Source organism: Streptomyces sp. NPDC001904, assembly GCF_040297005.1.
Taxonomy (GTDB): Bacteria; Actinomycetota; Actinomycetes; order Streptomycetales; family Streptomycetaceae; genus Streptomyces.
Window position 1 is genome coordinate 207874 of the sequence record NZ_JBEOYI010000012.1, and the last position, 11751, is coordinate 219624.

The window sequence follows — 11751 nt, forward strand, 5'->3', positions numbered from 1 at the left end:
CTTGCGCGTACTGCTGACCGGACACCAGGGCTATCTGGGCACCGTGATGGCCCCGGTCCTCACGGCCGCCGGACACGACGTCGTCGGCCTCGACGCCGGACTGTTCGCCGACTGCGTCCTCGGCCCCGTGCCCGCCGACCCGCAGGGGCACCGGGTGGACCTCCGCGACGTCACCGCCGAGCACCTGGCCGGTGTCGACGCCGTCATCCACCTGGCCGCGCTGTCCAACGACCCGCTCGGCTCCCTCGCACCCGAACTCACCTACGACATCAACCACCACGCGTCCGTCCGGCTGGCCCGGCTCGCCCGCGAGGCGGGCGTGCGGCGCTTCCTGTACGCGTCGACCTGCTCCGTCTACGGCGCCGCCGGCGGCGCGGGACTGGTCGCCGAGGACGCCCCGCTGCGCCCGGTGACGCCGTACGCCGAGTCCAAGGTGCGGGTGGAGGACGACCTGCACGCGCTGGCCGACGACGACTTCACCCCGGTGTACATGCGCAACGCCACCGCGTTCGGCTACTCGCCCCGGCTGCGCGCCGACATCGTCCTCAACAACCTGGTCGGGCACGCGCTGCTGTCCGGCGAGGTCCTCGTCCTCTCCGACGGCTCGCCCTGGCGCCCGCTGGTGCACGCCGCCGACATCGCGCGGGCCTTCACGGCCGCGCTGACCGCGCCGCGCGAGGCGGTGCACGACCGGGCGTTCAACATCGGCAGCGAGGTCAACAACGTCACCGTCGCCGAGATCGCCGAGCAGGTCGCCGAGGCGGTCCCCGGCGCGAAGGTGCGGATCACCGGCGAGCACGGCGCCGACCCGCGCTCGTACCGCGTGGACTTCTCCCGCTTCCGCGAGGCGATCCCCGGCTTCGACTGCGAGTGGACGGTCAAGCAGGGCGCCCTCGAACTCGCCGAGAACTACCGCAGGCACCAGCTCACCCTGGAGGACTTCGACCAGCGCTTCACCCGGCTCGCCGTGCTCCGCGCGGCGTCCGAGGCCGGCACCGTCGACGACACCCTGCGGTGGCGCCGATGACCTCGCCCGGCGAGGAGATGCATGCTCTGGTGGAGCGGATGTACCCGCTCTGCCGGAGCATCACCGGCGACGGCGTGCGCGCCACGCTGGACATCGTCGGGGAGTACGTCCCGCTCCAGGTGCACGAGGTGCCGACCGGGACGCAGGTGCTCGACTGGACGGTGCCGCAGGAGTGGAACATCCGGGACGCGTACATCGCCGACAGCTCCGGCAGGAGGGTCGTCGACTTCGCCGCGTCCAGTTTGCACGTGCTCGGCTACAGCGTCCCGGTGGCCCGGACCATGCCGCTCGCCGAACTGCGCGAGCACCTGCACACCCTGCCGGACCGGCCGAGCTGGGTCCCGTACCGCACCAGTTACTACAAGCCGGAGTGGGGATTCTGCCTGTCCCAGGAGACCCTGGACGCGCTGCCCGACGGCGACTACGAGGTGCGCGTCGACTCCACCCTCGCGGACGGACACCTCACCTACGCCGAGCACGTGGTCCCCGGCCAGGTGCCCGACGAGGTGATCGTCTCCTGCCACGTGTGCCACCCGTCGCTGGCCAACGACAACCTGGCCGGCATCGCCGTGGCGACCTTCCTGGCCCGCGAACTCGCGGAGCGGAACCCGTACTACACCTACCGGTTCATCTACGCGCCCGGCACCATCGGAGCCATCACCTGGCTCGCCCGCAACGCCGAGCGGATCGAGCGCGTGAGGCACGGGCTCGTGCTGGCCTGTGCGGGGGACAGGGGGCAGCTCACGTACAAGCAGAGCCGACGCGGCGACGCCGAGATCGACCGCGTCCTGCGGCACGTGCTGCGCACGTCCGAACGCCCGCACCAGGTCAACGAGTTCACGCCGTACGGATACGACGAGCGGCAGTACTGCTCGCCCGGGTTCGACCTCGGCGTGGGCTCGCTCACCCGCACCCCGTACGCCGGCTATCCCGAGTACCACACCTCGGCGGACAACCCGGACTTCGTCTCCCCGGAGGCGATGACGGACACCCTCGCGGTGCTCCGCGAGGCGTTCGCCGTACTCGACCGCAACCGCACCTACAACAACCTCAGCCCGTACGGCGAACCGCAGTTGGGCCGGCGCGGGCTGTACGACGCGCTCGGCGGCCGCAGCGACACCAAACAGGCGCAGATGGCCATGCTCTGGGTGCTCAACATGTCCGACGGCGCACACAGCCTGCTGGACGTCGCCGAGCGCTCCGGGCTGCCCTTCGACACCGTCGCCGCCGCGGCCGACGCCCTGCACGGCGCAGGGCTGGTCAAGCCATGACGTCGACGACCACCGAGGGGGAGAACGCGAAGACCACACCGGAACCGGCGGGCTCGGCGAAGCGGGCCCTGCTCGGACGGCTGTCCTGGGGCCTCGCCGACCAGGCGGCCTCCAGCATCTCCAACTTCGTGGTGGGCATCTACGTGGCCCGCTCGCTCGGCGTCGCGGCGTTCGGCGTGTTCAGCCTCGCCTGGGTCACCTACGGCGTGGTGCTCAACATCTCGCGCGGCCTCGCCACCGATCCGCTCGTCGTCCGCTTCAGCGGCGTGTCCGAGGACTCCTGGCGCGGGGCGGTGGCCCGCTCCACGGGCACCGCGATCGTCGTCGGCTCCGCCATCGGCGTGGCCTGCCTGGCCGCCGGGCTCGGCCTCGGCGGCCGGGTGGGGCCCGCGTTCGCCTGTCTCGGCGTCATGCTCCCCGGGCTGCTGCTGCAGGACGCCTGGCGGTACTCGTTCTTCGCCGCGGGCATCGGACGCAAGGCGTTCCTCAACGACGTCGTGTGGGGCGTGGCCCTCGTCCCGGCCATGTTCGTGGCGGCCCGCGTCGACACCGTGGCCGCGTTCGTCCTCGCCTGGGGCGCGTCCGCGACCGTGGCGGGCGTCTACGGCTACGTCCAGTCCGGCATCCTGCCCCGGGTCACCCGGGCCCGCGGCTGGCTGCGCGAACAGCGTGACCTCGGCTACCGCTACCTCGTCGAGAACACCTGCCTCAGCGGCGCCAGCCAGGTGCGCGCCTACGGGCTCGGCGCGATCGTCGGGGTCAGCGCGGTCGGTTCGGTACGCGGCGCGGAGCTCCTCATGGGGCCGTTCCTCGCCGTCCTGATGGGCCTCTCGCTCGTCACCGTCCCCGAGGCCGCCCGGGTACTGCGCCAGGCTCCCCGGCGCCTCGGCAGGTTCTGCCTCCTCCTCGGCGGCGGGCAGGCCGTCGGAGCGCTGCTGTGGGGGACGGCGCTGCTGCTCATGCCGGACCGGGCGGGCGAACTCGTCCTCGGCGACGTCTGGCACTCCGCATCCCGGCTCATCGTGCCGATCACCCTCGGCGTCGCGGGCGCCGGACTCGGCACCGGCGCGGCGGCCGGACTCCGGGCGCTCGGCGCGGCCCGGCTGAGCCTGCGCTCACAGGTGTTCGCCTCCGTCTGCTACGTCGGCGGCGGCCTCGGCGGAGCCGTCGCCGGCGGCACGGTCGGCTCGGCCTGGGGCGTCGCCGCGGCGACGCTGATCGGCTCCGCCGTGTGGTGGCTGTCCCTGCGGTCGGGCCTGCGCCACCACCACCCCATTCCCGAAGTGAGGACCACATGACCCCCCACCCCAGGCTGAGCGTCGGCCTGCCCGTCTACAACGGCGAGGAGTACCTGGCCGAGTCCCTCGACGCCCTGCTCGGCCAGACCTACGAGGACTTCGAGCTGATCATCTCGGACAACGCCTCCACCGACGGCACCCAGGACATCTGCCGCCTGTACGCGGCCAAGGACTCCCGGATCCGCTACCAGCGGCTGCCCCGGAACGTCGGCGCCACCCCGAACCACAACCGGCTGCTCGACGAGGCGCGCGGCGAACTGTTCAAGTGGGCCTCGCACGACGACCTCTACGGCCGCGACCTGCTGCGCCTGTGCGTCGAGGCGCTCGACGAACGGCCCGACGTGATCCTCGCACACACCGACCAGGCGGTCATCGACGGCGACGGCAGGGTGACCGTCCCCTACGAGTACACGCTCGCCACCGGCTCGCCGCACGCGCCGGAGCGCTTCCGCAGCCTGCTCTTCGAACCCGGCGGCGACGACTTCTACGGCGTGATCCGCACCGACGTGCTGCGCCGCGTGAAATCCATGGACAGCTACCACCACGCCGACCGCACCTACGTCGCCGAGATCACCCTGCACGGCCGCTTCCACCAGGTGCCGGAGCTGCTGTACTTCCGCCGCGACCACCCGGGACGCGCCGAGCGGGCCAACCCCTCCAAGCGCTCCCGGTGCGTCAACCTCGACCCCCGCCGGGCCGGCCCGCTGCACCCGACGCCCCGGCTGCTCGCCGAGTACCTCTGGGGCTTCGCCTCGTCGATCCGCCGCGCCCCGCTGTCCCCGGCCGACCGCCGCGCCTGCTACCGCCACCTGAGCGCCTGGATGACCAGCCGCGTACGGCCCGGCGCCGGCGAACGCGTCGAGGACCGCGCCCCCGTCGACCCCGCACACCTCACCGTCTCCGTCGACGACCTCGTCGCCGGGCGCGAGGGGAGGCGGACATGAGCACCACTGCTCACCAGCCGGTACGCGTCGGGCTGTTCGGGCTGCTCGGCTCCGGCAACCTCGGCAACGACGGATCGCTCGAAGCCGTCCTCGGCTACCTCCGCACCGACCACCCCGACGCCGAGGTGGACGCCCTGTGCGGCGGACCCGAGGCCGTCACCGCCCGCTTCGAGATCCCCGCGACCCGGCTGCACTGGAACCGCGCGGAGTACCGGACCGCCTCCCGCGCGGGCGCCGTCGTGGCGAAGGGACTCGGCAAATTCGTCGACGTCTTCCGTACCGCCGCCTGGGTGCGCCGCCACGACGTGGTGATCGTCCCGGGGATGGGCGTCCTGGAGGCGACCCTGCCGCTGCGGCCGTGGGGATTCCCGTACTCACTGTTCCTGCTCTGCGCGAGCGGCCGGCTGCTGCGCACCCCGGTCGCCCTCGTCGGCGTCGGCGCCGCCGAGATCCGCAGCCGTCCCACCCGTGCCCTGGTGCGCTGGTCCGCACGGTGCGCCGCCTACCGCTCGTACCGGGACACCCCGTCCCGCGACGCGATGCGGGCCATGGGCGTGGACACCAGCCGCGACGAGGTCTACCCGGACCTCGCGTTCTCCCTCCCCGCGCCGGCGCGGGTCGCGCCCACCGGCGCACCCGGCACGGTCTGCCTCGGCGTCATGGACTTCCACGGCGGCAACGACGACCGGGCCCGGGCCGACGAGATCCACCGGCGCTACCTCGACGGCACGATCCGGTTCGTCCGTACCCTGACCGACGAGGGCCGGCCGGTCCGCCTGCTCACCGGCGACCAGTGCGACACGGCCGTGGTCGACGCCGTCCTCGACGCCGTCGACTCACCCCTGGTCACCGCGGCCGAACCGGCCTCGCTGGCCGACCTGATGAACGAGATGGCCGCCGCCGACACCGTCGTCGCGGTCCGCTACCACAACCTGATCTGCGCCCTGAAGACCGGAACACCGGTCCTCGCCCTCTGCTACGCGACGAAGAGCGAAGCGCTCATGGAGCGGATGGGCCTCGGCGCGTACTGCCACCCGGCGCGCGAGGTCGACGCCGACCGGCTGCTCGAACAGTTCCGCGCGCTGGAGAAGCACGCGGCCGAACTGCGGCAGACGCTCGTCGGGAGCAACCGCACCGCCGCGCGGCAACTCGCCGATCAGTTCGCCGCGCTGACCACCACCCTGTTCCCGGCGAACCCCCACGCCCAGGCCCTGCGGGAGACAGCATGAAGGCGACCGAAGTACCCGAGATCGCCGGGGCGTTCCTCCTCGAACCGACACCGCACGCCGACGAGCGCGGCTTCTTCTGCCGCACCTTCGACGCCGAGGTGATCCGCTCGGTGGGCCTCGACCCGAACGCCTTCGTGCAGGACAGCGTGTCCCGCACGGCGCGGGGCGTGGTGCGCGGCCTGCACCTGCGCTCCGGCAACGGCGAGGCCAAGCTGGTGCGCTGCTCGTACGGGAAGATCTTCGACGTCGTCGTGGACCTGCGCCCGGAATCGTCCACCTACCGCAACCGGGCCTTCTTCGAACTGTCCGGCGACACCCAGAAGACCCTCTACATCCCGGCGGGGTGCGCGCACGGCTTCCAGTCGCTCACCGAGACCGCCGACACGTCGTACCGGATCGACCGCCCGCACGATCCGTCCGAGGACGTGACGATCGCCTTCGACGACCCGGAGTTCGCCATTCCGTGGCCGCTGCCGGTCACGTCGATGTCCCAGCGGGACCGGGAGGCACCCCGCCTCGCCGAGATCCTGAAACTCCAGAGAGGATGACGACGGCTTGCACCAAAACAACATCTCGCTGCCCCGATCCCTGGCGGCGAACGAACGACTGCACGAGCTGATCCCCGGAGGCGCGCACACGTACGCCAAGGGTGACGACCAGTACCCCGAGGACCTTGCCCCGGTCATCAGCCACGGGCAGGGCGCGCAGGTGTGGGACGTCGACGGCAACCGCTACGTCGAGTACGGCTCCGGTCTGCGGTCGGTCAGCCTGGGCCACGCCCATCCGAAGGTCACCGAGGCCGTCCGGCGCGAACTGGACCGGGGGAGCAACTTCGTCCGGCCGTCCATCCTGGAGGTCGAGGCCGCCGAGTGCTTCCTCGCCACCGTGCCGACCGCCGAGATGGTGAAGTTCGCGAAGAACGGCTCCGACGTGACCACCGCGGCGGTCCGCCTGGCCCGCGCCGTCACCGGACGCCCGCGGGTGGCCATCTGCGCCGACCAGCCGTTCTTCTCGGTCGACGACTGGTTCATCGGCACCACGCCGATGTCCTCCGGCATCCCGGACGCGATCAACGAACTCACCGTGGCGTTCCCCTACGGAGACCTGACCGCCACCGAGGAACTGCTGACCCGGTACCGGGGCGAGATCGCCTGCCTCATCCTCGAACCCGCGGGCCACACCGAACCGCCCGCCGGTTACCTCGCCGGACTGCGCGAACTGGCCGACCGGCACGGCTGCGTCCTGGTCTTCGACGAGATGATCACCGGTCTGCGCTGGTCGGAGGCCGGCGCCCAGGGCCTCTACGGTGTCGTCCCCGATCTCTCCACCTTCGGCAAGGCGCTGGGCAACGGGTTCGCCGTCTCGGCACTGGCCGGGCGCCGGGAGCTGATGGAACACGGCGGCCTGCGGCACTCGCACGACCGGGTGTTCCTGCTGTCCACCACCCACGGGGCGGAGACGCACTCCCTGGCGGCCGCGATGGCCGTCCTCACCACCTACAAGGAAGAAGGCATCACGGCCCGGCTGCACGCCCTCGGCGAGCGGCTGGCCGCCGGGGTCCGCGAGGCCGCGGCGCGGGCGGGGGTCGGCGACCACGTCGTCGTGCGCGGCCGGGCCAGCAACCTCGTCTTCGGCACCCTCGACGAGAAGCTGCGGCCGTCACAGGAGTACCGCACGCTCTTCCTGCGTGAGCTCCTCGCGGGCGGGGTGCTCGCACCGTCGTTCGTGGTGAGCAGCGCGCTCACCGACGCCGACATCGACCGGACGGTCGACGCCGTCGCCCGGGCGTGCGAGGTGTACCGCAAGGCGCTGGACGCGGGTGATCCCACTCCCTGGGTCGGCGGGCGGCCCGTCAAACCCGTCTTCCGCAGGCTGGTGTGACAGGGCGTCAGCGACGCACCGGGAGGCCGGTACCGGACATCCGGCCGGCCGTCCGGTCCACCAGCCACCCGGTCGCCGGGACCACGGTGAGCGCGGTGCACCAGCCGCCGAGGACGTCCGTCGGATAGTGCGCGCCCAGGGCGACCTGGGCCCACCCCATCGTGGCGCCGCCGGCCAGCGCGACACCGAGCACGAGCGCGAGCCCCGCCGTCCTGCCGAGACGGAGCAGACCGGCCGCGAGCAGGGCCAGCGCGACCGCGAGCGCGGTGGCGAAGGCGGTGTGCCCGCTCGGGTACGACAGGTTCCCCGGTCCGTGAATGGTCCGTCCCACCACCTGCTTGAGCAGGGTCGTCGTCGCCACGGACGCCACGGCACCCGCGGCGAAGAGCGCCGCCGCGCGCGGTCGGCGCAGCAGCAGACAGCCCGCCATCAGGGCCGCGACCAGCGCCACCGAGCCCACGGGTTCCCCGAAGAAGTCGAGGGCCAGGGCGACGCGCCGCCACGGCTGCCCCACACTGTCCGACGTCGGGTCGACGAACCACCGGTCCACGGTGCCGGGTTGAGTGTGGCCCGCGTACAGGACCGCGAGGACGGCGACCACCACGGCGGCGAGCACGGCGACGCGGCCGAGCCACGCGCGCGACGGCCCGTGGAGCGCCGAGGGGGTGGGGCGGCCCGTCCCGGGCCCGCTGGTCTTCGTACCGCGCTGCTGCCCTTCGTGTCCGCCGTCCAGGTCCGCTTCTGCCAGGCGATCCAACGCGAGCTCCCTGTCGTCCGGTCGGCCGTCCAGCGACCATCATCGCCCCTCGGGCGCCGTTCGTGTGCCGGAAAGCGGGCGATTCGTCAGGTCCTGTGCCTCAGTCGCGCATCAACCCGTTTCCACACTGTGCGAGAGTTACGAGTCGGTGCGAGTCTGCGGCGAACGGACATCCACAAGCGCTTGCTGGCGTCATGATGTCTGCCCTGCGTGCGTGGGGGCGCGGGTGAACTTTGGGGGATGGGACCGGTGACAGGAATACAGGCGACCGGAGCGGGCGATCCGGAACACATCGGTCCTTATCGAGTGGTGGGCCGCCTGGGCGCGGGCGGCATGGGACGCGTGTACCTGGCGCGGTCCAAGGGCGGCCGCGCCGTGGCGGTCAAGGTGGTCCGTCCCGAGCTTGCGGAGGACGGGGAGTTCCGGGCGCGGTTCGCCCGCGAGGTCGCCGCGGCCCGCCGGGTGAACGGGGTGTTCACGGCCGGAGTGGTCGACGCGGACACCGAGGCGGACCCGCCCTGGCTGGCCACCGCCTATGTGCCGGGACTCTCGCTCGACACCGCCGTGGCCCGGCACGGAGCGTGGGGAGCCACCCAGGTGGTCACGCTCGCGGCGGGGCTCGCGGAGGCGCTGGAGGCCATTCACGGCGCGGGACTCGTGCACCGCGACCTGAAGCCGTCGAACGTGCTGCTGGCGGCCGACGGACCGCGCGTCATCGACTTCGGCATCTCGACGGCGACCGAGGCCAGCGCGATCACCCGGACCGGCGTGGTCATCGGCACGCCCGGCTTCATGTCACCGGAACAGCTGACGGGTGAACGGGTCGGACCGGCCAGCGACGTGTTCGCGCTGGGCGCGGTCCTCGCGTTCACGGCGTCCGGCTCGGGCCCCTTCGGCACGGGCTCGGCGCAGGGGCTCATGTACCGGGTCGTGCACGGCGAGCCCGGCCTCGACGCGGTCCCCGCGTCGCTGCGTCCGCTCCTCGCACGGTGCCTGGCCAAGGACCCGCTGGCCCGGCCGCGCGTCGGGGAGTTGCTGGCGGAGCTGACCGATGTGGCGGGCGGGGCCCGGACGACGCTGCTGTTCACCGGCGCGGACTGGCTCCCGGCGGCTGTCGCCGACGGAGTGCGGGAGGCGTCCGGCTCGCTGGGCGGTCGCGGCGGCGACACCCCGGCCCCGCCCCGGACACCGCCCCCGTACGGGGCGTCGACCCTCACGGGACCGCGCCCGCAGACGCCGCCGGTGCCTGCGACGCCTCCGCCCGCCTATACGCCCACGGCGTTCGCCGGGACGCCGTCGGGGAGCTTCGGGCCGCCGATGGCGACACGCCCGGCGCCGCTGCCCGGTCCTCCCGGCGGGTCGTCGTCGGGCCGGCGCGCCGGGGTGATCGCCGCGATCGTCGCCGGGGCGCTCGCCCTCGGGCTGGTCGCCTGGAAGGCGGACGCCGTCTTCGGCGGGGCGTCGGACGACGACGCGGGTCCGAGCGCGTCGCCGAGCTACGCGTACTCCTCCGACTCACCGACCCCGTCGGACTCCGGTCCCGCCGTGCCCGCGTCGGGCAGCCCCTACTCCCGTCCCTCGGACACCCCGTCCGAGTCGGGGGAGGGCCTGTCGGGCCAGTGGGACGGCAACTACATCTGCAACCAGGGCATCACGGGCCTCTCCCTCACCATCGAGCAGCACGGTGACGGCACCGCCGACGCGGTGTTCTCGTTCTACCCGGCCCCGTCCAACCCCGGGGTGCCCCGGGGCTCGTTCGCGATGAAGGGGACGTTCACGGGACGTGTCCTGACCCTGCGGGCCAGCCGCTGGATCAACCGGCCGTCCAACTTCGACGCGGTGAACCTGTCGGCGACCTACGACACGTCGACCCCGGACCACCTCGACGGTCTGATCCTCGGAGGGAACTGCTCGACCTTCTCGACGGAGCGATCCTGACCGCACGGGAGGGCTCGGCCGCATAGAATCTGCGGCCATGTCCAAGCCTGACGCACTGCTCGTCGATCTCGCCGCCACGGTCGAGGCCGAGCAGACTCATCGCATGTCCTTGACCGTGGTCACCGGCGGGGCCGTCATCACGGGGCTGCTGGCCCCGGAGGCCGTCTGGCGGGAGCGCGTGTCCGAGGTGTTGACGGACTCCGCGGAACTCCGCCCGTTCGCGCGGGTGTTCCCGCTGCCCGCGCAGAAGCCGGCCGCCGACCCCACGCACCTGCACTTCCATCTCGCCCGCATCCTGCAAGGAACCATGGGCATTCCGGAGACGGGCGGCATGTACCGCGTCGCCATCGACGACGTGACCGCCTGGACGGTGGGCGACTTCGCCTACTCGGAGCACTGACCGACGTCACGACACAGCAGGAGCGGGAGAACGGATGAGGGGCCCCGCCGGTGAGTACCGGCGGAGCCCCTCATGCACGGGGTGCGCGTCAGGCGGTGACGATGTTCTCCGCCGTCGGGCCCTTCTGGCCCTGAGCGATGTCGAAGTTGACCTTCTGGCCCTCGACGAGCTCACGGAAGCCCTGCGCGGCGATGTTCGAGTAGTGGGCGAAGACGTCCGGGCCGCCCCCGTCCTGCTCGATGAAGCCGAAACCCTTTTCGGAGTTGAACCACTTCACGGTGCCGGAAGCCATGTGTTGTCTCCTTCGGAGCAGTGATCGGAACGCACACCGTGCGCGCCCCGAGTCGCCGCGATGATTGCCCACCCGGAGAAGAACACCGGAAAACAAAAGTCTCGGGAACCACAACTGCAACTGCCGTCGACCCTAGCAGCCTGTGCCGAATTGTGTGGCTATTTCCCTTCTGGCGGGACGGAGTAGGGGCCGCGGCCGCTCGGGTTGCCGCCCGGATCCGGGTGGGTGAGTTTGGTTGAAGAGTGGGGACGCGGGGGCACGCAGAGGCCTGCCCCCGCCCCGACCGCCCCTTCCAGAGGAGGACGCATGACGAACCCCGGACAGGACCCGAACCAGGACGAAGGCCCCGCGGACGGCGGAGCGGCGGGCACGCCCGGCGTGCACGACGGCGGTGCCGACGGCGGCGCCGAAGGTCCCGCGGACGGCGGGGCCGCCGGCACGCCGGGCGTGCACGACGGCGGTGCCGACGGTGGTGCGGAGGGTCCCGCCGACGGGGGCGCGTCGGGTACGCCGGGCGTGCACGACGGCGGTGCCGACGGCGCGGCCGACGACTCCGGCAGTGGCGCTTGAGCGGCACTCCCCGCACGCTCCAGGACGCCGGCGCCCGGCCGGGGGGCGGGGGGCGGGGCCCCCCCCGCCCCCCCCGGGGCCCCGCGGGCGTGGCCCCCCCCCCCAGGGGGCGCCACCCCCCGCGCCCCCCCGGGGGCCCCGCAT

The 11751-nt window shown here is 72.7% G+C and carries 12 protein-coding genes; 10 read left to right on the forward strand and 2 right to left on the reverse strand.

The genetic code is table 11. The annotated features are described in order from the left end of the window. The first annotated feature begins 1 nt into the window (after position 1). Genes ABT127_RS21310 through ABT127_RS21340 form a run of 7 tightly spaced genes read left to right on the forward strand, consistent with a single transcriptional unit; the run spans position 2 to position 7650 of the window. Complete coding sequence (locus ABT127_RS21310; RefSeq protein ID WP_351452200.1) at positions 2–1027, forward strand: NAD-dependent epimerase/dehydratase family protein; 1026 nt, start codon at positions 2–4, stop codon at positions 1025–1027. Continuing rightward, positions 1015–2298: a DUF4910 domain-containing protein gene (locus tag ABT127_RS21315; protein WP_351452202.1), complete on the forward strand. Its 1284-nt coding sequence runs from the start codon at positions 1015–1017 to the stop codon at positions 2296–2298. The genes ABT127_RS21310 and ABT127_RS21315 overlap by 13 nt, the downstream gene beginning before the upstream one ends. Beyond that, positions 2295–3596, forward strand: coding sequence for an MATE family efflux transporter (locus tag ABT127_RS21320; RefSeq protein ID WP_351452205.1), 1302 nt, complete (start codon positions 2295–2297; stop codon positions 3594–3596). The genes ABT127_RS21315 and ABT127_RS21320 overlap by 4 nt, the downstream gene beginning before the upstream one ends. Further along, complete coding sequence (locus tag ABT127_RS21325) at positions 3593–4540, forward strand: glycosyltransferase family 2 protein (protein WP_351452207.1); 948 nt, start codon at positions 3593–3595, stop codon at positions 4538–4540. Before ABT127_RS21320 ends, ABT127_RS21325 begins: the two co-directional genes overlap by 4 nt. Beyond that, entirely contained in the window at positions 4537–5769 is a 1233-nt protein-coding gene (locus tag ABT127_RS21330) for a polysaccharide pyruvyl transferase family protein (protein ID WP_351452209.1), read from the forward strand. Before ABT127_RS21325 ends, ABT127_RS21330 begins: the two co-directional genes overlap by 4 nt. After that, entirely contained in the window at positions 5766–6317 is a 552-nt protein-coding gene (locus ABT127_RS21335) for a dTDP-4-dehydrorhamnose 3,5-epimerase family protein (RefSeq protein WP_351452211.1), read from the forward strand. Before ABT127_RS21330 ends, ABT127_RS21335 begins: the two co-directional genes overlap by 4 nt. 7 nt (positions 6318–6324) lie before the next feature. Continuing rightward, positions 6325–7650 carry a glutamate-1-semialdehyde 2,1-aminomutase gene (locus tag ABT127_RS21340; RefSeq protein ID WP_351452214.1) on the forward strand — a complete coding sequence of 442 codons (1326 nt, stop codon included), beginning with the start codon at positions 6325–6327 and terminating at the stop codon, positions 7648–7650. A 7-nt stretch (positions 7651–7657) separates the two neighbouring features. Here ABT127_RS21340 and ABT127_RS21345 read toward each other — a convergent pair whose 3' ends face one another. After that, positions 7658–8383 carry a phosphatase PAP2 family protein gene (locus tag ABT127_RS21345; RefSeq protein ID WP_502971753.1) on the reverse strand — a complete coding sequence of 242 codons (726 nt, stop codon included), beginning with the start codon at positions 8381–8383 and terminating at the stop codon, positions 7658–7660. Between the two features lie 273 nt (positions 8384–8656). On the opposite strand from ABT127_RS21345, the gene ABT127_RS21350 reads away from it, so the two are divergent. Next, positions 8657–10345, forward strand: a complete 1689-nt coding sequence (locus ABT127_RS21350) for a protein kinase domain-containing protein (RefSeq protein ID WP_351452216.1) — start codon at positions 8657–8659, stop codon at positions 10343–10345. A gap of 37 nt (positions 10346–10382) precedes the next feature. Then, on the forward strand, positions 10383–10745 hold the full coding sequence (locus ABT127_RS21355) for a hypothetical protein (protein WP_351452218.1): 363 nt from the start codon (positions 10383–10385) through the stop codon (positions 10743–10745). Positions 10746–10833: 88 nt separating this feature from the next. Here ABT127_RS21355 and ABT127_RS21360 read toward each other — a convergent pair whose 3' ends face one another. Beyond that, entirely contained in the window at positions 10834–11037 is a 204-nt protein-coding gene (locus ABT127_RS21360) for a cold-shock protein (protein ID WP_351452220.1), read from the reverse strand. Between the two features lie 306 nt (positions 11038–11343). Between ABT127_RS21360 and ABT127_RS21365 the strand changes: the two genes are divergently transcribed. Then, positions 11344–11607, forward strand: coding sequence for a BatC protein (locus ABT127_RS21365; RefSeq protein WP_351452223.1), 264 nt, complete (start codon positions 11344–11346; stop codon positions 11605–11607). Positions 11608–11751: the final 144 nt, after the last annotated feature.

Bases quoted from the DNA above. Each gene is read 5' to 3' on its own strand.
- ABT127_RS21360 (WP_351452220.1), bottom strand. From the start codon at position 11,037: ATGGCTTCCGGCACCGTGAAGTGGTTCAACTCCGAAAAGGGTTTCGGC.
- ABT127_RS21365 (WP_351452223.1), top strand. From the start codon at position 11,344: ATGACGAACCCCGGACAGGACCCGAACCAGGACGAAGGCCCCGCGGAC.
- ABT127_RS21320 (WP_351452205.1), top strand. From the start codon at position 2,295: ATGACGTCGACGACCACCGAGGGGGAGAACGCGAAGACCACACCGGAA.
- ABT127_RS21325 (WP_351452207.1), top strand. From the start codon at position 3,593: ATGACCCCCCACCCCAGGCTGAGCGTCGGCCTGCCCGTCTACAACGGC.
- ABT127_RS21330 (WP_351452209.1), top strand. From the start codon at position 4,537: ATGAGCACCACTGCTCACCAGCCGGTACGCGTCGGGCTGTTCGGGCTG.
- ABT127_RS21355 (WP_351452218.1), top strand. From the start codon at position 10,383: ATGTCCAAGCCTGACGCACTGCTCGTCGATCTCGCCGCCACGGTCGAG.
- ABT127_RS21335 (WP_351452211.1), top strand. From the start codon at position 5,766: ATGAAGGCGACCGAAGTACCCGAGATCGCCGGGGCGTTCCTCCTCGAA.